The organism is Haloferula helveola (genome assembly GCF_037076345.1).
GTDB classification, from domain to species: domain Bacteria; phylum Verrucomicrobiota; class Verrucomicrobiia; order Verrucomicrobiales; family Akkermansiaceae; genus Haloferula; species Haloferula helveola.
The window spans coordinates 475,467-501,411 of record NZ_AP024702.1 but is presented as its reverse complement, the minus strand read 5'-3'; the positions used below and the strand labels follow the sequence as shown (position 1 = coordinate 501,411).

Genomic DNA, 25,945 nt, shown 5'->3' with positions numbered 1-25,945 from the left:
TCTGCGCGCTCGTTTCCTCTTGGAATGCCTCAACAACCCTTTTGGCGAGGGCGGTTCGATCCAATCGCCCCGCTTCCTCTGAAATTCCCGGCCCCCAGAGAACTCGATGGCCGATGTGAAGGATTGCCCGAGTCGAGGGCATTGATAGTCCTCCGTCGTGAAGCCAATCCGAAAGAAGGATCTCGTGAGCCCTCGGGTGGTTGAAGATGGCTTCGAGTTCGGCCAGTAGTTCAGCCTCTTCGGGCGCTAACTCCTGCGCGGGAGTCGAGGGTGTTTCCTCGGATGCCATGGCCTCAGCTTGTCCGCTCGTTCAGCGCCGGGAGGGCGGCGACGATCTTGTTGGTTTCGAGGGAGACGCGGGTGACGCGTTTTAGGAGGTCGATGATGTAGCGGGGGTCGTCGTGTTCGCGGCACCAGTCGTTGGGGTCGTTCTTGATGCCGCTCTTCTTGTCCACGGTGACTTGATAGCGCTCCATGATCCATTCGAGGGCGGGCTTGCCGTTGACGACGTAGTCGTAGGCTTCGAGCGGGATACCGGTGAGGGTGACCTTGCTGTTGTAGATGAGGCGGGTCTTGTCCCATTTCTCGCCCTCGGCCTTCTGCTTGGCGGTGGGGCGGGCGAAGGTCATTTTCTTCACCTTGTAGAGCTCCCACGGATCGAGCCCAAGTTGTTCGGTTTCCTCGTGGACGGCGGGGTGCGGGTCGATGGTCTCGTAGTTGAGGTGCCAGTGGGCGAGGTCGCGGCCGGCCTGGGTGAAGGCTTCGTAGTCGGCGCGTTCCTGAGTCAGCGGGATGCGGGGCAGCATCTTCTTGAGGTCGGCGGCGAAGCGCTCGCGGTAATCCTGCGAATGGAGGATGCCGTAAACGTAGTAAAAGACGTCCTGCTTGCTCACGTCCTTGCCGTAGGTCTTGCGGAACTCGGCGAGGATACCGTCGGTGATCGCGGACTTGCGGCGGTAGCCGTCGATGATCTCGCAGCCGTCGTCACCGCTGAGAAGGTCGAGTTCGCCGTCCTTGGCTTCGGCCTTTTCGTAGAGGTAGAGGGGGAAGCATTGACCGGTGTCATGGGCGTGGTAATTCGGCAGGCAATCACTTAGAAGGATTGAGAATCCCTTGGATGCTCCAATTCCTGAAACGACAATCACCAGATTTTCGGAATCCGGCTCAGGGAAGAGCTGGAAATTCTGGTAGACCATTTCGTTGAACGCTCGACTGAAATAGACGGCTTGCTTCGTGTAAGGTCGATATACGCCGGTCCTCGAACTTGTGGCGGTGTAGCTGTGCTTTTTACCTCGTGAAAGATCCGCTTTCAACGCTCTCGACCACGATATGCTTTTCGGATCGGCGTCGATGAACTTCTCGACCAGTTCCTTCCGCTTTTTTGGAGTTTCGGCCCCGTGCTTCTTTTCAAAGGCCGCTGCTTGTTCGGAGTAGAACTCGATCATGCGCCGCATGTTTTTGGCGGCGGCCCGCGCCGAGAAATTATAGCACCATGAATCGCGGCTGGTTAGAACGCCCTGAGAGTAGTTCTCGAAATACACCTGCGCTTTTGGATCGGATTTGTCTCCGAGGGGAGTGAACGCCTCAAAAGACGGGTCGCGTTGGTTGATCCAATCGGCTTCTGCATTGGGCCTGATCTTGCGCCATTTCTTCTCGCGGTGGAGGCCGTTTAGACTGGCAAACTTGGCAACGATGGCGAGTTTCTCCTCGCGGGTAAGGTAGTCGCCGATGTCGTGGTAGAAAAGCTCGCCGGGTGTGACCTTGGCGGGATTGCGGACGAGGATGGAGATGGCGACGGGGGTGCGGGAGCCGGAACCGAAGATCTTGCCGCCTTCCTGCCGGGAGAGTTCGCCGGAAGTGCGTTGATTGCCGCGCAGGTTGAAGACGTATAGCGAGGTGAATTCGTCCACGAGGCAGGCGCGAAGCCCGTCCATGTTGTTACTGTCGATGAACGAGCCGTTGGTGACGAAGCCGACGACGCCTTGTTCTCCGATGCGGTCGCTGGCCCAGCGAATTGCCCGGATGTAAGAATCGTAGAGATTCTTGACGAGGGTAGCATTGGATCTGGCGGCGTAGGTGTCACGAATCTGCTGGTCGAGGAACTCGTATTTGAGCCCTTTGTTGGCGTCGTTTTCGCTTTCCTGCTGAGCTGAATACGGCGGATTGGCGATCACGACGCGGATGGGGGCTTTCTTCTGGCGGGTTACCCGCTTGTTGTTCACGGGGAACATGGCGTCATCCATATCGGACTGCGCCGAGGCTTCGGTGAGCTGGAAGGTGTCGGTGAGGACGATGCCGTCGAAAGGGGTGTAGCCGGGTGGCTCGGGTTTCTTGGCCTTGCCCTCGTATTGCTTCTCCAAGGCGTCCTGCTGGAGGGTGTGGAAGGTTTCCTCGATGTTGATGGCGGCGATGTAGTAGGCGAGGAGTACGATCTCGTTGGCGTGGAGTTCCTGGGTGAACTTGCGGTGGAGGTCTTCCGGTTTGATTTTGCCGCTCTGGAGGAGACGGGTGATGAAGGTGCCGGTGCCGGTGAAGGGGTCGATGATGTGGACATCCTTGGCGGTGAGGGAGGACTTGAACTCGTTCTGGAGGACGTCCTCGACGGAGTGGATGATGAAATCGACGACTTCGACGGGGGTGTAGACGATGCCGAGGCGCTCGGACATCTTCTTGAACGCGGTGGCGAAGAACCTGTCGTAGAGTTCTAGGATGACCTTCTGCTTGCCCTCGGCATTGTCGATGCCGGCGGCGCGGGTGCGGACGGAGGCGTAGAATTTGTCGAGGCTAGCGGTTTCCTTTTCGAGCGCCTGATCGTGCAGGGCATCGAGCATGGACTGCATGGCCTGCGAGACGGGGTTGGAAGCCGAAAAGGCGTAGTCGGCGAAGAGAGCGTCAAAGACGGGCTTGGTGATGAGGTGCTGGGAGAGCATCTCAATGGCCTCGTCCGGGGAGATGGCGGGGTTGATGTTGCGGTGCAGGCCCTTGAGGAAGCGGTCGAAGGCTTTGACGTGTTTCGGGTTGCCATCCTTGAGGAGCTGCTGGATGCGGTCGGTGTGGCGCTGGGCGATCTTGGCCACGTCCTCGGCCCACTTGTGCCAGTAACGGCGCTCGCCGCATTTCTTCACAATGCGGGCGTAGAGGGCGTCCTTCCATTCCTGAAGCTGGTGGAAGAAGTCGAAGGTGGCTTGGCCTTCCTTCTTGTCGCTGACCTTATCCTTGCCGTCGCCGTCGGACTTCGAGCCGGTGTCGTCACCCGCGCCGCCACCTTCGCCGATGCCGATGACGCCGATCTGTGTCGGTGGCTTCTTGTTCAGCTCGATCTGGTTGATGGTGGCGTTGAAACGGTCGTCGTGGGAGCGGAGGGCTTGCAGCACCTGCCAGACGATGGCGTATTTCTTGTTGTCCTTGAGGGCCTCCTCGGGAGTGACGCCGGCGGGAATGCCGATGGGGAGGATGATGTAGCCGTATTGCTTGTCGGTGGCCTTGCGCATGACGCGGCCGACGGACTGGACGACATCGACGACCGAGTTGCGCGGGTTGAGGAACATGACGGCGTCGAGGCTGGGGACATCGACGCCTTCGGAGAGGCAGCGGGCATTGGAGAGGATACGGCAGCGGAGAGCGGGGCCGGGTTCCTTGAGCCAGTCGAGCTTGTGGGCGCGGGTGATGGCGTTCATGCCGCCGTCCACGTGGTCGGTTTGTACGTCGAGCAGGTTCTCCTCGTCGGGGTGGTCTGCCTTGTAGGACTCGACGAGTTCCTCGAAGTAGGCGCAGAAGGCCTTGGAGTCCGCGATGGAGCGGGAGAAGGCGACGGCGGTGCGCATCGGGGCGAGGTCGCCGTAAAGCTCCGCCTCGTCGGCGGTGGTGTGGTCGAGCTTCTTGGCTAGGCCGTTCCAGCAGCCGGTGATGCGGACGGCGTCGTCGAGGGCGAGGGAGTTGTCATTGTCGGTGATCTGCCTTTGGAAGGTCCGGTGGGCGTAGGCTTCGTCCACGGCGAGAACGAGGACCTTGTAATCGGTGAGGAGGTTCTTTTCGACCGCGTCCCCGAAGCCAAGACGGTGGAACTCGGGTCCATAGAGCTCTTCGTCGTCCATGGAGCAAAGCGTGGCGTCGGCATCGTCGGCCTTTGACTTCGTCTCGTCGCCATAGACTCGCGGGGTGGCGGTCATGTAGAGGCGCTTGCCGGCGCGGATGTAGTCGTTGTCGTGGATCTTGACGAAATGGGACTCGTCCTGATCGGCGAGGGTGACGCCGGTGGTGCGGTGGGCTTCGTCGCAGATGACGAGGTCGAAGTCGGGGAGACCCTTCTTTTGCGCCTCATGGACGGCGGCGATGGAGTGGTAGGTGGAGAAAACGACAGCGGTGCCACGGTTCTCCTTCGACTGCTTCCGCTTCTTGATCTTCCGCTGGAGTGCTTCCCACTGGCGAATGAGAGACTTGGTGTTGGTCGTGGCGGGGAAGGCGAGGTCGGTGACGTCGATTTCGGCATTGTCGTCGTCCTTCTGCTTGCGGCGTCCGATGTTGGAATCCGAGCAGACAGCCAACGCGTGAATCGGCTTCTTGGAGAATGCCGTCCACTCGCGGAGGGTTTGGGCGAGCAGGGCGAGGGACGGGACGAGGAACAGAACATTTCCGCCAAGGGCGATTTCCTCGGTGATGGCGAGTGAGGTGTAGGTCTTCCCGGTGCCGCAGGCCATGATGAGCTTGCCGCGGTCCTGTTCGGTGAAGCCTTCCTCGACTGCCTTGATGGCAGCTTTCTGGTGGGGGCGTGGCTCGCGCTTCTTCTGGAGCTTGAGCTTGTTGATGGCATCCAGCGTGAAGCTCGACCAGTCCACGGGGGAGGCGTCGAGATCCTGGACGCGGAGCTTCTGGATCGGCTTGCTCTGGTCCTTGATGGTGTGCTCGACATTCGAGCCCCATTTGTCGGTGGTGGAGACGATGATGCCGGAGCTGAATTGCTTCTTGCCGAGGGCGGATAGGAAGCTGTCGATGTCACCTTTGGAAAGCTGGTGCTCGGGGAGGTAGAACTTACACTGGATGCCGACGATGTCGCCGGTGGCCTCCTCCTCGGCGACGATGTCGATGCCGATGTCCCCGACTTCACCCTTCCGCGGCCATTCGTTCCAAAGCCAGACGTTGGAGAAGCGCTCCGCGTATTGGGGGTCGAGTTCGAGGTAGCGGCAGATGAGACGCTCGAACTTGTCGCCAAGGTCGCGGTTGTTGAGGGCGGCGTCCCGGAACTCTGCGAGGATGTCGTGGATGGTGGTGTCGGCCATAGGGAAGGGTGTCAGGGAATGAATTTCACGCCGGCAGGGGTCCAGCCGTCCGGGGTGGTCGAGCCCGAAGGATGCGGGTCGGGGGTGAAGATGAAGACGGTGCGGTGTTTCGCCTTCGGGTCGCCGGGTGGGTAGTAGTCGCGGCGGAACTCGGTGACGGTGCCGGATAGGAAAGCGGGGTCCTTCTTCCTGCGGTGGAAGTGGATCGGGTTTCCGATCGTTGCGCATGCCCGGTCTTCGGAGACGAGCCAGTAGCCGGACTCCATGACGCCTGGAGCAGTCTCGGCGGGTTGGGGGAACTCGGGGCCTTCCTGATTCAGAAGGTGGAGACTCGGCATGCTGCTAGACTGTAGGAGTGCCCTTTTAAGGTCAATGCGGAGTGGCAAGGGAATGCATGGCGGTGTAGCGTCGCTCTTGTGGAGAATGAGCCGATTTTGCCCCGACCGCTGGCGTTGAGTGAAGCGCTCGTCCGGAAATGGCTAGGGGATGATGGTGTCCGGCGCTGGCTCTTTGAAGGCAACGTCTGGGAAAGGATCACCTTAGCCATTGAGGAGGCGATACGTGAGCAGTATGGCGACGGGAACTCGCCTCCTGTGGAGCGTCTCCTCGATCCGTCGTTTCTCAGTCCGCTGGAGGTCCAGCGACTCCAAGCCGACAAGCGGGAGGTCAACGCACGATTGAAGGGAGCTTTCCTGCATCTGAGCCCGGCATTCAAGGATGCGGTTGCGGGCGAGGACCTCGCAGAAGACGGAGAACCCCACTTTCCTTCCGAAGCACGCTGATGAACGACGACCCGATTTTGCCTCGCCCGGTCCCGATGAGTGACGGATTGCTGCGCAAATGGTTGGGAGCTGGTGGGGCGGACAAGCTCCGGGATGCCGGGGAGCTTCAGAGCGGCCCTCAGCCCATGGTGGAGGCCGTGGAGAATGCAATTCGGCAGCAGTATCCTGATGGAAACTTTCCTCCCGCCGAGGAGTTACTGGACTTGGAGAGGCTCACCCCCGAGGAAGAGGAGGGGTTCCGGATCGGAGTCCGAGCCTTGGAGGGCTACATGGCCGGCTTGCGAGACGGCAGGCTGAAGGCTGACTGAATCGATGTCGGCTGGGCTTTCACCCTGCGGCGGCAAACGGCACGGCATCGTTGGGCTTGTCACCCGGCCGGATGGCGAAGAATGCCTTGGCCTCTGTTTCGAGTTTTGCGTCGCGGTAGTGGCGGGCGATCACGGCGGCGGAGTTCCCCATTTCATCGGCTAGGCGTCCCGTGTCCCGAATGATTGCTCCGCGGTAGGTGGCGAACGCGTGGCGCACCCCGTTCTCCAATCGAGGCACCTTCGCTGCGTCGAGTGCGGCGGCAATGCGCTTGTGATGTTGCCGGCGCCCGGTGCGCACGGCGGGTCCGCTCCGCAAGGGTTGGTCCGCAAGCCATCGCTTTGCGGCTGGCGGCAACGGGACCGCACGGGAGCGCCCGGTCTTGGTTTGACTGGGCTTGAGGATGAACTCGCCCTCCTGGTTGGGTTTGGAGAGGTCGAGGCTTCCAAGGTCAACGCGGGCAATTTCTGATGTACGAAGCCCACAGAATAGGCCGAGTGCTACCGATGCGAGCAGGTCGGTCTCGTGGTCGCGAAGATAGGCCAGCAACCGCTTGGTTTCCTCCGGGGTGTAGTGTTTCCGGTCTGGCTCGGGGACGCGAGGCGCGGTGATTTTGGCGACGGGGTTCGATTCGGGCAGCAGCCATCCGAAGAATGCGTTGAGGTTGGCGCGGTAGTGCTTTCGGGTTTGAGGGCTGGCCTTCGTCTTGGTTCGTCGGTTCGTCAGGCCGGCGAGCCATTGCTCAATCTCGTCGGCGGAGATGCTGGCGGCGAAGCGGTCGGCGAAGGATTCTTGGAAGCGAAGGAGCCGGGTCTCGTAGTCGTTTTGCTGGCGCTTCCCGATGCCGTGGTCCTTCTTGTGGGCGATGAAGTCGTCGATGAGCTCAGGGGTTAGCTTTCGGCCATCGGGGCGGGCGGTCAGGCGGGCGAGGGATTCCCGTAGCGTGTCGGCCAACGTCGGGACCGCTACGCCGCCATCGCGAAGACGTGCGGCTTCTCGCCGCCATGCCGTGACGGCAGCAACCTCGTCGCGGGAGAGTTCGCTAGTAAAGTTCCGCCCGTGGTTCTCAATCGCGATACTGCGCTTCTCGGCAAAGTCGCGTGCGGCTGTGAATGTCGGAAACTTCTTCCGCTTGGTGTTGCGGGTGCCGGCGTCGCTGATTTCGGGAAAGGCGACGATGAACGGTCGGCGCTCCTCCGCATTGAACTGGTAGCGGACATGCTTCAGCGGGCTTGCGAGCTGAACTTTGCCCCATGCCTCGGCGAGTGTCTTGGTGGGGAGTTCTTTGGAGTCATCTCCTACCCTAGCAACGTAGCCGTTGGGGCCGCGCTCGATCCTGAGTTTCTTCTTCGCCGGCATGCGCAAAGAGTGGCAGGGAGTGGCATCTTGAGGAAGTCAAATCCGTCCCCATTTCGTCCCCAAGGTTCTGAAAAGTTCTATTTTAGTGAGTGTTCGCCGGTCTTGAAAACCGGAGAGCCTCCGGGCTCCGTGGGTTCGAATCCCACCCTCTCCGCCAGACCCCGTCCCCGGCTCGCCCGGGGACGGGGTCTGGCGTTTCAGGGCTGGGCCGAGGGGGCTGACGAGCGCAGCGAGTCGGGTTTGAATTCGGAACTTGTCCGCCGTAGCTCGCAGAGCGAAGGAGGAAGTCGGCTGTGCCGACGGCATCCTTCCGGTGTCCGGCGGACACCCAATCTGGAATGGCCGGAGCAGAGCGACGGCAATCCCACCCGGTCCGCTATCGCCCTCATCTGCGACGGGATTTGCCGAAACTGAGGGTCAGAACCGACTCCAAACAGATTCGTGTGAACTCTAGCCGATCTTCGGTAGGGACGATTCTACTCGCCCTCGAGCACGAACCGTAGGAACCCCTCCCCAAGAACGCCCTGAGTCAGGTCCAACCGGAAGGTTCGGTAGCTCCAGCCGGTGTCGAGGCCGGGGAGGCCGGCGGAGTTGGCGGGGATGAGTTCCACGACGGTCGTATCCCATGTGGTCAGGTCGCCGGTGCCCTGGGCAGTGTAGGTGATCCCATCGATGGTGGCGGTGGGGCTGGGGCTGCCGGTGAAGACGGCGCCATCGCGGACGGGCACGGTGATGGAAAAGTAGTCGTTGCCGCCGTCATCGGTGAAGCCGGTGCGCAGTTTGCCCTCGTCGCTGCCGTTGCCGAGCGGGTCGGTGTTGAAGGCGAAGTGCTCGATGTTCGGGCGGCCGTCGCCGTTGGGGTCGTCAAGCATGCCGTCGTTCACGCCGAGGGTCAGGCCGTTGTCGATGGCCCATTGGTCATAGGTGGTCAGGGCGACGAGTGCGATGTTGTTCGTGGAGATGCCGTCATCGTGGGCGTAGCTGATGCCGTATCCGGAGGGGAGGCCGAAGACGGTGGAGAAAGTTCCACTACGGCTGCCGTAGCTGGCGATGATGTAGACGGGCTCGCTGAGTGCGGTGCCGACATCGAAGGTGATGGTGCCGCCGAGTGTCAGGGTGCCCGCGACCGCAAGGGTGTCCGTTTCCGTGCCGCTCATGTCACAGTGGTAGGTGCCCTCCAGGTCCAGGCCGCCGAGGGTGAGGGTTCCGGTTCCGTTGCCATCGGACGCGCCGGGGATGACCGTGCCGCCGGAGTTGACGGTCAGCGTGCCGCCGATGCTCCCGGTGCCGCCGCATTGTGCGCCACTGGCTACCTGCACCGCGCCGCTGCCCGTGCCGGAGCCACTGGTGTTGTTCACGATGAGTTGTCCGCCGGAGACCGTCGTGCCGCCGCTGTAGGTGTTCTCACCGGTGAGCCTGATCCTGTTCGATCCGGTCTTGGTGACGGAGCCGGGGCCGGTGGTGTGGTCCTCGATGATGCCTGCAAATTCGGAACTCGGCGCGCTGCCGCCGATGGTGAGGGCGGTGCCACCAACCGGGTCGGTCAGGGCGATGGTTCCGAACTTCTGGTTGCTTGGGGCAAACTCCTTGAGGGACACGTAGGCCTCGTCCACCACGAACATACCGCCGTCGGACTGCTGGAAGAGATCGCCGATTGTCAGCACCGCTCCGTCTTCCACCACCATGGAGCCGGGATTGCTGATTGAGTTGGTCAGTGAAACCAGCGTGGAGGGCCCGGTGATCGTCAGGGTTGCGCCATTGGTGAGGGATCCGAGTTCTGCGGCAGCGGTCGTGTTCCGAATGACTCCGGTGGTGCCATCTCCAAAAACGTTGAGTGAGTTGATGGTGCCCGCCACCCCGTCGAGGACAACGCCTCCGTTCTGGACCTTGATCACGCCGATGTTGTGGCCGGAGCCGCTCAGCGTCCATGTGCCGTTCCCGAACTTGTCGATGTCTCCGGTGCCCTCGAGGGTGTCGAAGGTGAGCGTGCCGGAGTAGGTCGTGCTGGAGTTGTCGCGGCCGACATCGAGATCGCCCGCCCCGAAGTCCGCGGGTCCCGTTCCTGAGAGGGAGCCGAGGCGGTAGTCGCTCGCCGTGGTGTCCGGGATGGTGAGTTGCCCGCCGCTGTCGATCGTCACGGCGCTGTTGCCGAGGGCAGTGAAGTTGCCTTCGGAGATGACCAGTTCGCCGCCCTCGATGAGCGTCGTGCCGCTGTAGGTGTTCGCTCCACTGAAGGTGATGGTGCCTGGGCCGGTCTTGGTAACGGAGCCGGGTCCGCTGGTGTGGTCATGGATGATGCCGGAAAACGTCGAGTTGGAACCGCTGGTGCCGATGGTCAGGGCAGTGCCGCCGGTGGGATCGGTCAGGGAAATGGTTCCGGTCTTGTTCGAGCCGAATTCGCCGAGGGACACGTGGCCCTCGTCCACCACCAGCGTGCCGCTGCTGGTTTGTGTGAACTGGTCACCGAGGGTCAGCTGGGCGCCGCCCTCCACCGTGAGGGTGGCGGATCCGCTGTTCACTCCGGCGTTGGAGATCAGCCCGCTGGGTTCCACCACCGTGGAGGCTCCGCTGATGGTCAGGCTGCCGGTGTTGAAGATATTGGTGAAGACATCGGCACTGGTCGTATTCCGGATGGTGCACGATTGATCCTCTCCGAGGACCCATAGATTGCCGAAGGAGCCGCCGGCCCCATCGAGGGTGAGGCTTCCGTTCCCCACCTGCAGGTTGCCAATCTGGTGGCCGGAGCCCGTCAGGGTCCATGATCCGGCGCCCTGCTTGGTCACGTAGCCGGAGCCCAGGGTGTCATCGTAGGTGAAGGCTCCGGAAAAGGTGGTGCTGGTGTCCAGCCTGCCGATATCCAGCTCTGCCTCGCCGAAGTTCACCTGACCCGCTCCGGCGAGGGAGCCGAGGAAGTAGCTGACGCCCGTGGTATCCGGAATGGTGAGTTGTGCGCCGCTGGCCACCGTCACGTCACTGTATCGCAGGGCGAGCCGGTTGCCTTCGGAGATGACCAGCTCGCCGCCTTCGATGGTGGTCGCGCCGCTATATGTGTTTGCTCCGCTGAAGGTGATGCTGTTCGTGCCGGTCTTCGTCACCGAGCCGGGGCCGCTAGTGTGGTCCTGGATGATGCCTGCGAACTCCGAGCTGGGTGCGCTGCCACCGATGGTCAGGGCGGTGCCGCCAGTGGGATCGGTTAGAGAGATGGTGCCGAAGTTGTTCGTGCCGAATTGTTCGAAAGAGACGTAGGCCTCGTCCACGACGAAGGTGTTGCCACCGGATTGCTGGAAGAGTTCGCCGATGGTCAGTACGGCCCCGTCTTCCACGACCATGTATTCGCTGTTGGATATCGAGTTGCTGATCTCCACCAGCGTCGAATTCCCGGTGATCGTGAGGGTGCCGCTATTGGTGAGGCTGGAGACGTCGGCTGCTGCGGTCGTGTTCCGGATGATTGCGGTCTCGTCATTTCCAATGACATCGAGGTTGCCCAAGCTGCCGGCGACTCCGTCGAGGACGAGACCTCCGTTTTGAACCTCGATTTTCCCGATGTTGTGGTTGGAACCGGTCAGCGTCCACGTTCCGGTTCCCCATTTCTCAATGACGGCCGTCCCCTCGGAGGTGTCGAAGGTGAGTGTGCCGGAGTAGGTGGTGCTGGAGTTGTCACGGCCGACATCGATATCCGCCTGGCCGAAATCGGCAGGGCCTGCGCCGGAGAGGGAGCCGAGGCGGTATTCGGCAACGGTGGTGTCCGGGATGGTCAGTTGCGCGCCGCTGTTGATGGTGACGGCGCTGTTACCAAAGGCATTGAAGTTGCCATCGGCGACGACCAGCTCACCGCCCTCGATGAGGGTCGCGCCGCTATACGTGTTTGCTCCGCTGAAGGTGATGCTGTTGGTGCCGGTCTTCGTCACCGAGCCGGGGCCGCTTGTATGGTCCTGGATGATGCCGTTGAAGGTCGAGTCCGCCGCGCTGCCGCCGATGGTCAACGCGGTGCCCCCGGTGGGATCGGTCAGTGAGATGGTGCCGAAGTTGGATGTGCCGAATTCTTCGAAGGACAGGTAGCCCCCGTCCACCACGAAGGAGCCGAAGCCGTTTTGCTGGAACACATCGCCGACCGTGAGCACCGCACCATCCTCCACCACAAAGTCCTGGGAATTGTTGGTCGGGCCAAGCACTTCCACCACCGTGAAGGGCCCTGTGATGGTAAGGCTTCCGCTGCTTTCGAGAGAGTTGATGTTCAGTGCGCTCGTCGTGTTCCGGATGATTCCGACCTGGCCGCTTCCGATGACTTCGAGCCGACCGATTGAGCCACTGGCTCCGTCCACGGTCAGGCCTCCGTCGCGGATTTCAATCTTACCGATGTTGTGGCCGGAGCCGCCCAACGTAAATGTCCCGGAACCCCGTTTGGTGAGGTCTCCGGTTCCTTCGACGGTGTCGAAAGTCATCGTGCCCGAGAAGGTCGTGCTCGAGTTGTCGAAGCCGAGATCGATATCCCCGGCACTGAAGTCCGCAGCTCCCGCCCCTGCGAGGGAACCCAGGTCGTAGGTGGCCCCGAGCGTGTCCGGAATGTTGAGTTGCGCGCCGCTGTTGATCGTCACGGCGCTGTCGGCCAGCACGTCCTGACTTCCATTGGGGATCTCGAGCGTTCCGCCGCTGACGGTCACCGGGCTGTCGTCGTCGAGCGTGCCGGAGAGAGTCCAAGTGCCGGTGCCGCCCTTGATGACGCTGCCGCCGCCGAGGGAATCGATGATGGAGCCGGAGTAGGTGGTGCTGGTGTTGTCCCCGCCGAAGGTGACGTGGCCGCCGTCGATCTCGGTGATGCCGCTGCCGGCGAGGGAGCCGACGAAGAAGCTGTCGCCCTTGCCATTGTCATCGAGGGTGAAGCGCCCGGCGGCGTTCACGACCACGGGGCTGTTGGCCAGCGCGGTGAATTTCGTCTGCGCCACGGCCAGGGTGCCGTCATTGACCGTGGTGGTGCCCGTGTAGGTCATGATGTTGTTGAGCGTCAGCAGGCCGTCGCCGTCCTTGGTGAGACCGGAGCTGCCGGAGATGACGCCATTGACGAACATGTAGGCGCCGCCCGCGAGATCCCAGGTGGAGGTGGGGCCGGAGAGGACGACGGGGTGCTGGAAGGAATGGCCGAAGCCGCTGGAGATGGTGACGTTGTCCAGAATCAGCGATTCGCTGCCGATCTCGTCCTCGAAGGTGTAAGCCGTCGCCGAATTGATCGAGACATCGCCCACGGTGCGGTCGGCGCCACCGAGGTCCACGGTGAATCGGGTGGCGTTTCCGGGAAAACTCACGTCGGCTCCGGATGCGGGAACGCCCGAGGGTGTCCAGTTGGGGCCGTTGCCCCAGTATTTGTTGGTGCCGCCGCTCCACGTCGATTGGGCTCCGGCCTCCGGAAACCCCAGAAGCAAGCCGGTAGTAAGAGTCAGAGCAGTCCGACGCAGGCCCTCGATGATTCGTTCCTGACTGAGAACACGCATGCGCCCACGGTTCCCAATCGCGTTTGAGGAAACAATTTCATAATTGTTAAGCTTCTGCAAAGGGCGGGACTGAGGCTGTCAACGGGCACCGATTGACTGCGGACCGGGTGAACCAGCTCGGTCCCGCCCTTCCAAGCGTGCCGCCTCACGCCCGCAATGCAGGTGATCGGAGCAAAAGTTCGTAGTTAGCTCCCCCTGCAGCCCGCCATCGGCCCGGCGTGATTTGGTTTGATGGGCTTTTAGCGAGTTGGGAAGGTGTGTGTCTGATGTGGCGGCGAATCCCTCTCGTTTCCGGCGGTCTGGCCGGTGTCTGGGCGCTGTGCTTGCCGCTTTCCGGTCTGGCGTGGGAACCGGCGACTACGACCACACCCTTCGAATTGCGGTGCGAGGTGCGTTCGTGGACGGTCGCGGACGGCTTGCCGCACCCGCGGGTGAAGTCACTTTGCCAGCTTCCGGACGGGCGCCTGCTGGTCGGAACCCAGAACGGGTTGGCCCGTTATGATGGATCGACGATGGCATCCATTGAAGGGCCGCTTCGGCCCGACCAGATTCCGCGGGTGTGGAATGTCTCGCGGGTTCACCGAACGTCTTCGGATGAGGTGCTGGTGGTTGGCCCCACCCGACCTTTCTCGGTGCTCGATGGAGATACCTTCCAACCGCTTGACGGTGGTCCGGCAGGTTGGATGGCGATGTGCGAAGACCGGGAAGGAGTGCTTTGGACGGTGGCGGGAAACTCGGCCACGATCGGGGTTTTCGAGCGACGGGACGGGACGTTCCGCAAGACTTCCGAGTTCAATTCTTATGCGGTTCCTCATGATCTCCGCCTCACGGACGACGGACGGATCTGGGGAATTCTCAAACTCAAGCCGTTGGAGGGAAACACCAACCTGTTCGAGTTGATCGACGGAGTGGTGACGCCCCGGCTCGTGCCGGCTGAAGCGGGACAGGGGCTTGAGTTCTTCGTGACGAAGGAGGGAAAGCTTCACCTGATGGGGTCTCGCGGGATTTACGCCTACGAAGACGGAGCGTGGAGTTCGGTGCGTCAGTTTCCTGGAGGGGTGACCTTCACCGGCGACAGGACCGTGTCGAATGCGGTCGAAGACCTGCATGGGGACCTGTGGATTGGCACGACGGGAGAAGGGCTCTGGGTTTGGGAGAGGGACTCTGCTCCTGCGAAGGTGGTGATCCCGGGAAGGCAGCTCTCGCGGTTGGTGTCCGATCTTCTCATCGACCGGTCCGGATCGATCTGGGTCGGTACGGATGCGGGCCTTTTCCAATTCTACCGGCCGCCGTTCGTGCGCTGGCCGGCTTGGGAAGTCCACCGGTCCTCGCCGGTTGGGGCGATGGCCGAAGACGGAACGGGCACGATGTGGTTCACCAGCAACGAGGACGTGTTTCATTTACGGCCCGGACAGTTCGCCGAAGTGGCACTCGGGGCGGTGGCGGTCCGACGAACCCATGTCATCGGATGCGACGCGGGAGCCATCGTGGTCGGATGGGGCGGGCCATTCTGGATGCAGACCGAACAGGAGATGTCCCATTTCGCACCGCATCCCTTCGCGCCGGAACGTCTGGGCTACATCGAATCTGTCGCCGCCACGCGAGATGTGTTGTGGGCGGTGTCGGGGTCGCTGCTTTCGCGGTTCGAGCAGGGAGAGTGGGTGTTGGATCATCCGAACGGGGACAAGAACCTCGCCGCGGAACCGGCAGTCGCCGCGACCGATGACGGTGAGTTGATCGCGTCGTTCCGGCCCGGTGGGTTTTTCCGGCGAAGCGCTTCCGGCGAGTGGGTGCCGCTCGGGCGTCCGGAGGGAAATGAGATTCTTCAAACGGTGGCTTTCGATCCGAACGGAGGTTTCTGGGCAAGGGCCGGGGCCACGACTCTCGGAAGGTATTCGGATGGGACGTGGAAGGTCTTCGAGCCTCAGGGCTTCGAGCTTCCCGCCCGCTTCGATATGGTCGACGACGGCAAGCGTTGGCTCTGGTTCTACGGTCCGGGAACTGGAGTGCTGCGTCTTGATCGCGATGCGGTTCTGAAGCACTTGGACGGTGAAACCGATGTTGCGATCGAGTCGCGGATGTTCGGTGTGGAGGATGGGTTGAGCACGACCGCATCCTTCAATCTCGGACACTCGATGATCGAGGCCCGCGATGGCCGGATCTGGGTCACGACGAGTGCCGGAGTGTGTGCCATGGATCCGGCGGTTTGGGAGGCGGAGTGCCAGCGCAGCACTCCTCCGTCGATCGTGTTGACCGGTGCGTTTGTTGACGACGAATCCCGCATGGAACAGCTCCGCGGTGGTCAGGAGATCTCGATTGCGGCCGACGCCCGACGGTTGCAGGTCGATTACCAGGGGATCGATCTCGTCGCCCCGGAGCGGGTCGGATACCGATACCGGCTGGTGGGCTATGACGACGGATGGGTGTCGGCGGGGAACCGGAGGCAGGCGATCTATCAGGACCTGCCCGCCGGGTCGTACACGTTCGAAGTGGTGGCGACAGGCAGGGAGGGCGCGGCCAGTCCAGAGCCGGTAGGCCTCGCGGTTCTCGTGGAGCCGGCGTGGTGGGAACGACCCGCAGCGCGTGCTGCAGCCGTGTTGTTGGTGCTCGCGGCGATCGCTCTCGCTTTCGCATTAAGGGAGCGGGCCGTGCGGGCCCGGGAGAGCAGGCGTGAGGCGTATTCACGGCAGTTGATCGCGACCCAGGAAGAGGAGCGCGCGAGGATTGCCGGAGAGCTGCACGACAGTTTGGGGCAGGAGATGCTGGTGCTCAAAGGCCGTCTGGAGCTGGCAGCGATCAAGCACCCGGACGCGGAGGAAACTCTGGAGGAGTTGTCGGGTGAGATCTCCGAGACCATCGAGCATGCCCGGGCACTCTCGCATGATCTGCGGCCTCCGAGATTGGAGCGGTTTGGTCTCTCGAAGGCTCTCGAGGCGCTCGGTGAGGACCTTCGGAGTGGAGCGAAGTTCGAGGTGGTCACCCGAGTTGACGAACTGAATCCGCGATTGCCCGGGGAACTGGAGATCGGGCTCTACCGGATCGCGCAGGAGGCGGTGGCGAACGTCATCAAGCATGCCGAAGCGAGCCAGGTGGGCATCACCCTGCATCGGGCGGGATCCGGCGTGGTGCTGGAGATCCGCGACAACGGGCGCGGTTTCGATCCTGCGACCGCCACGCAGCGGCCGGGGCTCGGGGTCAATGGAATGGGGGAGAGGGCGAGGTTGTTTGGAGGAGTCTTTCGTTGCGAGTCGAAGCCCGGAGGTGGCACGCTCGTCACCGTCACCGTCAAGTCACCCGGTTCCGGCAGATTGTGAGTTCGATTCGAGTCCTTCTGGCAGACGACCACCCGATCTTCCGGGATGGCATGCGGCTCATGCTAGAAACCGATCCATCAATCAAGGTGGTCGGCGAGGCGTCGAACGGAAGCGAGGCGTTGACGAAAGCCGCCGAGTTGAATCCGGACGTGACCGTCCTCGACATCAACATGCCGGACATGGACGGGGTGGACGTGGCGTCCGAGATCCGCAAGCGGGGCATCTCCTCCGCGATCATGTTCGTCACGATGGAGAAGAGCTCGATGGCGCTGCGTCAGGTTCTCGATCTGGAGGTCAATGGCTACGTGCTGAAGAACTCCGGCGCTCGCGAGATGATCGAGGCGGTTCGTACGGTGGCGGGTGGTGAGAAGTACTTCAGCCCAGCCGTGGCGCAGCTTCTGGTGACCCGCGTGCAGGCGGGGCGCGAGTTGGCGCAGGAGGTCGATGGCCTCTCCGAACTCACGCCCAGCGAGCGCAAGGTCCTGCAGCTTGTGGCCAGCGACCGAACCAGCAAGGAGATCGCCGCCGACCTGGGCGTCAGTGTCCGCACCATCGAGGGACACCGCGCCCGGATCACCAGGAAGCTCGGCCTCGCGGGCGCACACTCCCTGGTGAAGTTCGCCTTCGAGCACAAGGACAGGCTCTAGGCGTCTGGCAATCGTCAAGGTGTGCCGGCTTCGAAGTACATGAAGCCCTTCGGCAACGCCGACTTGGGCATCGCCAGCCGGAACGTGCGGTATTCCCAGTCCGGCCCGGACAAACCGTCGAAGTCGCCGGTGAGTGGTGGCATGCCGTCGGCGGCTGCAGGCGTTACCTCCTCGACCTCCAGGTCATCAACGGGACTCGCGAGATTGCTGTCCGCCGAGACCGAGAATACCACAGGGTTTCCCTCGATCATGATGAGCCCGCTCTTGCTGTTTCCCCCGGTGAGGATGGCTCCATTCGTCATCGGGAATGTGACGGAGAAATGGCTCTCACCGCTGACCGGATCGGTCACGAAAGCGTAGCGGACCTTGCTTTCGGCATTGAAACTGGAGCCCAGAGGATCCGTGTCGGTGAGATAGTGGAACGCGTTGGGCATTCCGTTGCCATTGGCGTCATCAAGAACCCCGTCGTTCACGCCCGGAGTCAGTCCGCGGGTGATCGCCCACAGGCTGTAGCCGGCAGGGGGGCTGAAGATCGTCACCTGGAGCGTGGAGGTGCTGATGCCGATCGCGATGTCGGTGGAAACGTGCGCGAGGTCTTCGGGAAGCTCGACGGACACGGGACCAAAAGTGGGGGAGCCCTGCGTGGTGATCAGGTCGAAGGTGTGCGTGCCCGGTGGCAGGTCGCCGGTCACCGAGACCGAGATCGAGCCGTTGTTGGTGAACGTGCCGGTGACGCCCGGAGTGATGGCATCGATGGCCGGATAGGTGCCGGTGTCACCCGCGGTCTCTTGGGTCGCCCGGGTCAGGCCGCCGATTTCGAAATTCAGCACGCCGCCCGTGTGGACATTCATCGAACCGGTGGAAACATGGCTGCCGTTCCGCAGCGTCAGCGATGAGGAAAGCGTGCCGGCCGTGGCATCCTGCACTTCATTCATCGAGATCGACGGCGCTTCCAGACTGCTTCCGTCCAGAGTCATGTCGGCGGTGATGCTGGTGGCCGTGTTCGTGCTTCCTCCCCGCAGCAGTCCCAGCCGGAAGGTCTCGCCGACGCCTGGCGGGCCGTGCGACACGTGGCTGTCGACAACTTCAAAGGCCACGTCCGAGATCACCGAGCTATCCTCCCGGACAAGCGCATAGGAGAATTGGAACTCGCCGGTGCCAGTCGTTTCCAAGTTAACATTTTCGAGCCGAACGGTGCCGTCGTTTTCAACATGTCCGGCGTCAGGCCCCGTACCCGAAGTGCTCGATGGCGCCACGGCGAAGTTTCCTCCCACCTCAAGGTTGGAGATGTTTCGGAAGGTGACGTCGAAAGTCGGTTGCGAGGACGTCATGTCCCAGGCGCTTCCGCCTCCGATCACGAGGGCGATCTCGCATTGGAGCGAGGTAATGTCCTCCACCAATGCCGTCGTGTGCTGGGTCAGGTCGATCTGCTGTGTCGGGAACAGAAACGGAAGGGGGTTTGAAATGTAGAATTGGTCCGCGATGAAGTTGGTGCATTGCCGGATCGTTGCGTTCGCTGTGGCGCTTCCGTTCACGTCGAACATGGCAGTGCCCACGGTGAGCTCGAAGATATCCGTCTCCTGGACCCCCTCGATCAGCAGGCTTCCATCGATTGCCCAAGGAGCGGCGCCGCTGCTGGGATCGTCGTCGGCGACGGTCAGCCAGTCGTAGACCCGGAGTTTCGAGAGGTTTCGGATGGTCAGGTCTCCCGAGCCCGTCTGGGTGCCGACGATGATTTCCCGAACCTCGAGGGTGTCCGGGCTGCCACCGTTCGATCCGTCAACCACCGCCGTGCCCGCGTTGCGGATGTAGGCCGCTTCATTGAGCGCGTCCGGCGTGTTCGTGGGATCCCAGTTCGCGGAGTCGAAGAAATCGGCAGGCCCCGTCACGTTCCAGTCGCGGTCCGTATCCCAGGGCTGAATGGTGATGGGCGGTGAGCTCGCGCTCAGGTCCACGGGATTTCCGGCCAGATCGGTGATAATGCCTCCCAGTGTGGGAACTATATCGCCGGGTGGCTGTGCCGGATCGCGCCACAAGTAGACCACTCCTTCATAGGTGGCAGGTCCGGTCTGAGACTGGGAAGCGTGTTCCCACTGCACATAGCCGGTCCCGGGTGCCGGGTTGATCTGGAGGTTCCCGAAGTCGAACCCCTGCACGGGTTCGCTGAAGGTGAACGTGAAGGTGACCGGTGCGCCGGCGGCCGGGGTGGTCGTGTCCGGGACGATGCTCAGGAGAGTGGGCATGTTGTCGGTATCCACGACTACCGGTGCACTCTCATAAATGCCGACCAGGCGATTGCCGGCGAGGTCTCTGATTCCCCCATAATTGCCGATCGATGGATTCGGGCGGATCCTCAGCCTGAAGCTGCCGTCTCCGCTGACACCCAGAACATCGAGGAAGGAGGTGGTGTAGCCGGCACCTCCATTGATGCCTGAAGCAGCGGTGGAATTGGTGCCATTGTGGAGGACCTCGGACTGAAATTCGCCAAGGGTGCCTTCGCCCATCGGTTCCGAATAGGTGAGTTCGAAACGGTAGGTGTCGGTTCCCGGAAGCACTTCCACGAAGTCGATGGAGGTAATCGTCGGAGATTCGAAATCGATCGGTCCGATCGTTGCCGTGGCTGCCGCGGTGGAGGGGTTCCCCTCGAGGTCCGTGACGGTGCCCGCGGGAAGCGTGATGCTGAGGTCGCCAAGCCCTTCGCCGTCGATAACTGTCAGGATGTAGAGGGAGGAAAAGCCGCTGACTACGGCTCCTTCGAACAGATCGAAGGAGAGGTTGGAAAGTGTGCCGGTTGTCGAGATCTGAAGGTCCTCGAGTTCGAAGCCGAACACGGGTTCCGAAAACTCGATCAAGAACGAACTGCCCAGGCCCGACTCGGGGGCCTCGCTTATCGTCACGGTCGGCGGACCGGAGAGTTCCAGCGAGCGGTTCCGCACCAGCGCGATGTTGTTGGTGCTGACCCCGTCGTCGTAGGCCGTGTCCAGTTCATAGCCGGGACCGTTTTTGAGCCGGAGACCGATGAAGGGATCGACCCCGTTGTTGAGCGTCCCGTAGCTGGCAATGACGTAAACGTCTTCCGTCAGGCCGGCCAGACCGGACGGAGTGCTGCAATCGATCACCATGTCGATGGTGTCGAACTCGCCCGTGACATGGAGATGGGAGCAGTCGGCGCCGTCGAGGACGACGTGGTAGGTTGCCCGGGCGGGATCGTCTCCGATCGTGATCAGGTCTCCGGTGACGGTAAGCGAGAGGAGCCCCGGGGCGATCGCGGGTTCTCCGCCTGCATCGGCGGCAAGGGTCAGGCTTCCGTCGATGAGACCCGGACCCGACAGGGTGCCGTCGGTCATGGTGAATGAGCCGCCCGGATCGACCTCAATGCTGCCGTTCAGGGCGATGTCACCCGCAGCAGTCATGGCAAAGGTCGAACTGTAGGATTCGTCGATGAGGATGTTGGCGGGGTCGGGTGTCCGACCGCTTGTGGTGGTCCAGTTGCCGGCGTCGAGGAAGTCGAGGTTGCCGTTGGAGTTGGTGAACTCGAAGATGATCTGGCCGTCAGCCAGCGCGGACGTCGAGATGAGGATGGCCGGAAGGATGGGGCGAAGGAGCGTCGCCATCGTGATTCGCCGTTTCCTCGGAGGAACGGCAGCATCTGGGGTGGGGCAGAGGCCCGCGTGTCGTGTGGTTTTCATGGGAGGTTTCATGCTTCGGTTTGGAGTTCGCGAATGAGGTGCGGGAGTTGGGAGAGCTTCGTTTTGAGCAGGAAAGCACGGGCGCCCGCCGCGAGCGCGAGCTCGTGCATGGCGGGGTCGTTGTGATGGGTGACGACCACAACGACCGCGTCGGGGTGCCGGCGCACGAGCTCGCGGGTCGCGCTGATGCCGTCCATCACCGGCATCTCGATATCCATCAGCACTAGATCCGGGCGGTGCTCTTCAAAGGCATCGAGGCCTTCGGCGCCGTTGCCGGCTTCGCGGATCTCGGGAATGCCGGCCCCGACGAGAGAACGGAGCAAGGACCTCATCTTCTCGTGGTCGTCGACGATGAGGCAGCTGGCGATGCTGGTGGCGGCGGAAGCCATACCACCCATGATGCCCGCGAACCCGGCTTCGTGGAGTTCGGGGACCACCCGTTTTCGTACGGGTAGTTCTACGTGTAGTGCGGGGGCGGACCGGCGTCCTAGGCCTGGCTCGGATCATAGAAGATCCGGATGTCGGCCTTCTGGCCGCCAAGCAGTTGCTGGGCGCGCTTGAGGGCGTCGCGGGTCGAGATGTTCGGGTTGCTGGCCCGGTACATGAAGATGTTGCTTTCGCCCGCCTCGCGGTCGGCGCCTTCCTGAATCAGCTTCAGGGTGCCCGAGTTCTTGAGCACCTTGTAGACCTCCTTCGGTGCGCCGGAAATCAGCACGTGGCGGTCCTGTCCGCGCATGAACTTGATCAGTTCCTCCAATGCGAGGACCGAGGTGGCGTCGAGGTGGCGGGCGTTCTTGAGTCGGAGGATGAGAACCTGCAGCGATGGATCGGCGGCGGTGCGCTGGACCTGGTTGCGGAAAAGCTCGGATGCGCCGAAGAAGAGGTCGCCTTCGACGTGGACGATCGAGATCGCGGGGTTCGGCCGCTTGCGTTTCTCACCCATCTCCCGGAGTTCGCCCTGTTCGCTGAACTCGTATTCGACGAGGTGCGGGCGGCTGGCGCGGCGGAGGAAGAGAGTGATCGAAAGGCCGACGCCGATGAAGATCGCGACGTGGAGCGGCGCGAGCAGGGTGGCGGCGAAAGTGGTGATGACGACGGCGGCATCATCGGGCGTCGAGCGCAGGCAGATGCGGATGTTCTGCGGGTTGACGAGGCTGACGCCGATCGCGACGACGAGCGCGGCGAGGACGGCCTTCGGAACGTAGTCGATCAGCGCGATTCCGAAGGACGGCAGCCAGGCGATGACCAGCGCGGCCATCAGCACGAGGAAGCCGGCGTACATCGAGGCGAAGCGGGTGAATGCCCCGGAATTGTAGTTCAGAACGGAGCGGGTGAGCGATCCGGAGGCCGGCATGCCGCCGGTGAAAGCGCAGGCCACGTTGGCGGCTCCGACCGCGAACATGTCCTGGTTCACTTCGGCGCGGTCGCCGGAGCGTGAAGCGAGCGACTTGGCCATCACGGTGTTCTCGAGGCAGGCGAGAAAGGCGACCGCGAAAGCCACACCGGTGAGCGCGCTGATGTCGTTGAAGATCTGCTTGGACCCGAAATCGGGGAGACGGGGGACCAACTCGGAGAACGTGAAAGTGGAGAAGGTCGCGACGCCTTCGAAGACTCCGCCACGGTGATGCACCAGAGTGCCGAACACGGCTGACGCGATCACCAGCGAGATGGAGAAGTTCGGCCATCGGGGTTTCCACCGGTTAAGGCCGAAGTAGAGGAGGCCGGTCGCGACGGCCATGACTAACGGCGGCCATTGGAGGTGTCCGAGAGAAGTGAAGAGCGCGGATGCGAGGCTGACGAAGTTGCTCGGCTCCGCTGCATCGACGAATGAAGCGATGCCAAGGATGTGCTTGAACTGGTTCGCCATGATAAGCACCGCGGCCCCGGTGACGTAGCCGACGAGTACCGAGCGCGAGACGAACTGCAGCAGATCGGCGACTTTCATCAGTCCACCGATCAGGCAGAACGCACCGACCATCAGGACCATCAGGGGAACGAGCTCCGCCTCGCGTGCTCCAAGTGCGGATTCCGCGGCGAAGAAGCTGAAGACCATGAACGCCGTGGCGTTGGTCGGGCCGAGGATGGTGTGGCGGGAGCCCGCGAACACCGGCGCTACCAGAGCCGCGACCGCCGAACAGATGATACCGAAGGAGATCGGCAGCTCGGCGATGGCCGCGTAGGCGATTCCCTGCGGTACCGCGAGCAGCGCGACGTTGGGTGCCGCGCCCATGTCCGCTTTGAACTTCGCGACATTGTAACGCCGGATTGGGCCGATGACGGCTTTGAAGTCGACGTTCCCCTCCCCGAAGAACTCGCGCACCCGTCGCTGGAACCGTTGCAGGGGAGACACGGACATGGGATCGATTCTAACGGAACCTCGCCCGGCGGAAAAGGAAGATGCCGAGCCCGAGGCAGAGCAGGTTCGGGATCCAGAGGACCCACTGTCCGTCTTCGGTCGGGTTTTCGATCATGGATCCGGCAAGGAAGTAGGTCACGCCGACGGCAAGACTCACGATCAGGCCGGTCGAGGTGTCCCGGCGACGTGCCTTGATGCCGAGCGGCACGCCGATGAAGGCGAATGCAAGACAGGCGAAGGACGAACTGTAGCGCCGCATCTGCTCGGCCCGGTAGCGTGCCCGGTATTTCTCAGGAAGCGTCGGCCAGGACGCGAGGAAATCGTCGATCTCCTTGTTGGTCATCGCGCTCGGCTTCGGCTTGCGACGGGCGTCTTCCGAGTAGTCGACGACCATCCACTCAAGGTCGCCGGACATCAGTGTGAAGTCTTTCGACGGTCCTGCCGGTCCATCCGAATAGACCCCGGTGAGGCGCAGCCGGATCTGCTGCTTCTCCTCGTCGACCACCGTCTTCGCGGTGTCGGCATGGATGTAGGCACCGCCGTCCGTGCTGTCGTCGTTGTCCTCCATCACGAAGATGTGGAAGTTGTGGAAGACGTCGCCCTCACTGCTTTCCGAGTCCACCTTGACGTTCTTGATCCGGCTCTGATCGACGCCGGCGCGGAGCAGCGAACGGGGATCTTGGATGATGGTACGGGTGACGATGTCCTCGACGCGGCGTTTCGCCTCGGGGGCGACCTGCAGGTTCAGCCACAGGCACAGCGCGGAGAAGGCGAGGCCGAGGATGACGACCGGAGCGGAGAGCCGGACGAGGCTGACACCCGCGGCCCGGAAGGCATTGAGTTCGTTGTCGGAAGACATCCGTCCGAATACCAGCAGCACCGCCGAGAGGAAGGCCCAGGGGACGGTGTAGATCAGCGAGACGGGAATGATGCCCAGCAGGAAGTCCCAAAGGACCCAGAGCGGCGCGCCTACCTCGACCAGCAGCGGTCGGATCTCCTTGAAGAGGTTGCCGAGGACCAGCAGGGCGCTCAGGAGCACGATGGCGAAGAGCGTACCGGACAAGATATGGCGTCCAATGTATCGGTCCGAAATCCGCATGGTGGCAACTGCCGCAGCTTGGTCAGGCGGGCGAGGCGTGTCGAGTGGCGATGATTCACGATCGGGAATTCGCCGCCTGCCTGCGGCTCACCCCGACGATGGCGAGAATCATCCCCAACGCCGAGATAGCCGTCGCAAGTGCCGCGTGAATTCCGACGGCGATGAGGAGATAGGCGGCGCCGGCCGCGGACGCCGCGGTCAGGGCGTAGGGAAGTTGCGAAATAACGTGGTCAAACGGGCGGCAGCCGGCGGCAAGGGCACTGACGATCGTGGTGTCGGAAAACGGGCTCGCGTGATCTCCGAACACCGCGCCGCCGAAGACGGCTCCGATGACGGCCGGCGCGATCGTGGGCGCGTCGGCTGGATCCAGCACCCCGAGCGCCAGCGGCATCAGCAGGGCCATCGTTCCCCACGACGAACCTGTGATGAAAGCCGTGGCCGCCGCGGTCGCGAAGACGGCGAGGGGCAGCCATGCGGTCGGAACGTGTTCGCCGAGCATACCTTTCACTGCTTCCGCCGCTCCGAGGGCCTCGAAGACACTGCCGAGGCTCCAGGCGAGGATCAGGATCACGATGGCCGGGAGCAGTCCCCCGGCACCTTCGACGGCGGCGGTTCCCGCGCTTCGTTCGTTGGAATTCGGATGGCAAAGCCACGCCGCGATGAGGCCGCCGATTGCGCCCGCGACGAGGGCGATCGGACCGGCATTGCCGCTCGCGGCCTCTCGCCATGCATTGAGGGAGAACAGACGGATCGGTTCACCCGACCAGATCTGGAATGACAGGGCGATGCACACGGCGAGCACACCAAGCGGAACCAGCGCACGCCATGCGGCGGAGTCCGGCCGGGGAGTGCCCGGGCCCTCCGGAGTCAGTGGCTGGAAACGTCGCATCGGTCCCGGTTCCCAGCGGACGAAGATGGCCAGAGGGACGAGCAGGAGTGTCAGCAAGCAGTAGGGGTTGCCGGGGATCGAGCGGAAATAGAGTTCGTAGGCGTTCAGTCCGGGGAGGTTGTCGCCGATCAGGGTGAGCTGGGTGGCGATCCAAGTGGAAATGAAGGCAACGCATGCTACGGGCGAGCTGGTCGAGTCGACGACCCACGCCAGCTTTTCGCGCGAAATTCCGGTCCGGTCGACCGCGTCGCGCGAGATGCGGCCGGTGAGCATGCTATTGGCGAGGCCGTCGAAGAAGCACAGCAACCCGAGCCCGTAGATCGATCCGAGGACGCGTCGCTCGGGGGTCCGGGAGCCGCGGAGCAGTTTGCCGAGAAGGCGCTCGAAGCCGCCGGACGACTCGAGGATTCCGGCGAAGGCCCCGAGCAGAAGGGTGAAGACAAGGGCGCTGATATGCCACGATCCGCCAAGGGCGGGAAACAGGTGGTCGGCGAAGATCACCCGCACGGCTTCAAGCGGGTTGCCGCCGGCGATGATGATCGAGCCGGCGACTACTCCCGCCGAGAGGCCGATGGCGGCCTGCCGGGTGACGAGGATCACGGCCAGCGCCGCGACCGCCGGCCAGAAAGGGGCGATCCCGGAAAATGGGGTAGCCAGAGCCAGCGCGATGCTGAGCAGAACGAGGCCGAGCCAGACCCAGAGCGTACGCATGCGGCAGTCTCTCCGGACCCGCCGGGAAGGC

The 25,945-nt window shown here is 62.7% G+C and carries 13 protein-coding genes; 4 read left to right on the top strand and 9 right to left on the bottom strand.

The genetic code is table 11. The features are described from left to right. Positions 1-293: 293 nt before the first annotated feature. Together HAHE_RS01595 and HAHE_RS01590 are read right to left on the bottom strand one after the other, a co-directional pair. Positions 294-5,276, bottom strand: coding sequence for a DEAD/DEAH box helicase (locus tag HAHE_RS01595; RefSeq protein WP_338687987.1), 4,983 nt, complete (start codon positions 5,274-5,276; stop codon positions 294-296). A gap of 11 nt (positions 5,277-5,287) precedes the next feature. Continuing rightward, positions 5,288-5,614, bottom strand: coding sequence for a hypothetical protein (locus tag HAHE_RS01590; protein WP_338687985.1), 327 nt, complete (start codon positions 5,612-5,614; stop codon positions 5,288-5,290). Between the two features lie 114 nt (positions 5,615-5,728). Here HAHE_RS01590 and HAHE_RS01585 point away from each other — a divergent pair, with 114 nt between their 5' ends. After that, entirely contained in the window at positions 5,729-6,058 is a 330-nt protein-coding gene (locus tag HAHE_RS01585) for a hypothetical protein (protein ID WP_338687983.1), read from the top strand. Continuing rightward, positions 6,058-6,366 carry a hypothetical protein gene (locus tag HAHE_RS01580; RefSeq protein WP_338687981.1) on the top strand — a complete coding sequence of 103 codons (309 nt, stop codon included), beginning with the start codon at positions 6,058-6,060 and terminating at the stop codon, positions 6,364-6,366. The genes HAHE_RS01585 and HAHE_RS01580 overlap by 1 nt, the downstream gene beginning before the upstream one ends. A 19-nt stretch (positions 6,367-6,385) precedes the next feature. Here the strand turns inward: HAHE_RS01580 and HAHE_RS01575 are convergent, their stop codons facing one another. Further along, positions 6,386-7,723 (bottom strand): hypothetical protein, encoded by a 1,338-nt coding sequence (locus tag HAHE_RS01575; protein WP_338687979.1) that lies wholly within the window; start codon positions 7,721-7,723, stop codon positions 6,386-6,388. A 476-nt stretch (positions 7,724-8,199) separates the two neighbouring features. Beyond that, positions 8,200-13,209: a beta strand repeat-containing protein gene (locus tag HAHE_RS01570; protein WP_338687977.1), complete on the bottom strand. Its 5,010-nt coding sequence runs from the start codon at positions 13,207-13,209 to the stop codon at positions 8,200-8,202. 266 nt (positions 13,210-13,475) lie between these two features. On the opposite strand from HAHE_RS01570, the gene HAHE_RS01565 reads away from it, so the two are divergent. Then, complete coding sequence (locus HAHE_RS01565) at positions 13,476-16,523, top strand: sensor histidine kinase (RefSeq protein ID WP_338687975.1); 3,048 nt, start codon at positions 13,476-13,478, stop codon at positions 16,521-16,523. Then, complete coding sequence (locus HAHE_RS01560; protein WP_338687973.1) at positions 16,520-17,170, top strand: response regulator transcription factor; 651 nt, start codon at positions 16,520-16,522, stop codon at positions 17,168-17,170. Before HAHE_RS01565 ends, HAHE_RS01560 begins: the two co-directional genes overlap by 4 nt. Positions 17,171-17,184: 14 nt before the next feature. Here HAHE_RS01560 and HAHE_RS01555 read toward each other — a convergent pair whose 3' ends face one another. The 5 genes from HAHE_RS01555 to HAHE_RS01535 all read right to left on the bottom strand — a co-directional run bounded on the left by HAHE_RS01555 (position 17,185) and on the right by HAHE_RS01535 (position 25,914). Further along, on the bottom strand, positions 17,185-20,784 hold the full coding sequence (locus HAHE_RS01555) for a hypothetical protein (protein WP_338687971.1): 3,600 nt from the start codon (positions 20,782-20,784) through the stop codon (positions 17,185-17,187). A gap of 83 nt (positions 20,785-20,867) precedes the next feature. Beyond that, positions 20,868-21,296, bottom strand: a complete 429-nt coding sequence (locus HAHE_RS01550) for a response regulator transcription factor (RefSeq protein WP_338687969.1) — start codon at positions 21,294-21,296, stop codon at positions 20,868-20,870. A 50-nt stretch (positions 21,297-21,346) separates the two neighbouring features. After that, positions 21,347-23,215 (bottom strand): SulP family inorganic anion transporter, encoded by a 1,869-nt coding sequence (locus tag HAHE_RS01545; protein ID WP_338687966.1) that lies wholly within the window; start codon positions 23,213-23,215, stop codon positions 21,347-21,349. Positions 23,216-23,225: 10 nt separating this feature from the next. Continuing rightward, positions 23,226-24,314 carry an LptF/LptG family permease gene (locus tag HAHE_RS01540; RefSeq protein WP_338687963.1) on the bottom strand — a complete coding sequence of 363 codons (1,089 nt, stop codon included), beginning with the start codon at positions 24,312-24,314 and terminating at the stop codon, positions 23,226-23,228. A gap of 55 nt (positions 24,315-24,369) precedes the next feature. Further along, positions 24,370-25,914 (bottom strand): Na+/H+ antiporter NhaC family protein, encoded by a 1,545-nt coding sequence (locus HAHE_RS01535; protein ID WP_338687961.1) that lies wholly within the window; start codon positions 25,912-25,914, stop codon positions 24,370-24,372. Between the last annotated feature and the right edge of the window lie 31 nt (positions 25,915-25,945).

Coding starts and splice junctions, on each gene's coding strand:
- HAHE_RS01590 (WP_338687985.1), bottom strand. CDS start 5,614: ATGCCGAGTCTCCACCTTCTGAATCAGGAAGGCCCCGAGTTCCCCCAA.
- HAHE_RS01570 (WP_338687977.1), bottom strand. CDS start 13,209: ATGCGTGTTCTCAGTCAGGAACGAATCATCGAGGGCCTGCGTCGGACT.
- HAHE_RS01575 (WP_338687979.1), bottom strand. CDS start 7,723: ATGCCGGCGAAGAAGAAACTCAGGATCGAGCGCGGCCCCAACGGCTAC.
- HAHE_RS01535 (WP_338687961.1), bottom strand. CDS start 25,914: ATGCGTACGCTCTGGGTCTGGCTCGGCCTCGTTCTGCTCAGCATCGCG.
- HAHE_RS01595 (WP_338687987.1), bottom strand. CDS start 5,276: ATGGCCGACACCACCATCCACGACATCCTCGCAGAGTTCCGGGACGCC.
- HAHE_RS01580 (WP_338687981.1), top strand. CDS start 6,058: ATGAACGACGACCCGATTTTGCCTCGCCCGGTCCCGATGAGTGACGGA.
- HAHE_RS01565 (WP_338687975.1), top strand. CDS start 13,476: ATGTGGCGGCGAATCCCTCTCGTTTCCGGCGGTCTGGCCGGTGTCTGG.
- HAHE_RS01555 (WP_338687971.1), bottom strand. CDS start 20,784: ATGGCGACGCTCCTTCGCCCCATCCTTCCGGCCATCCTCATCTCGACG.
- HAHE_RS01545 (WP_338687966.1), bottom strand. CDS start 23,215: ATGTCCGTGTCTCCCCTGCAACGGTTCCAGCGACGGGTGCGCGAGTTC.
- HAHE_RS01540 (WP_338687963.1), bottom strand. CDS start 24,314: ATGCGGATTTCGGACCGATACATTGGACGCCATATCTTGTCCGGTACG.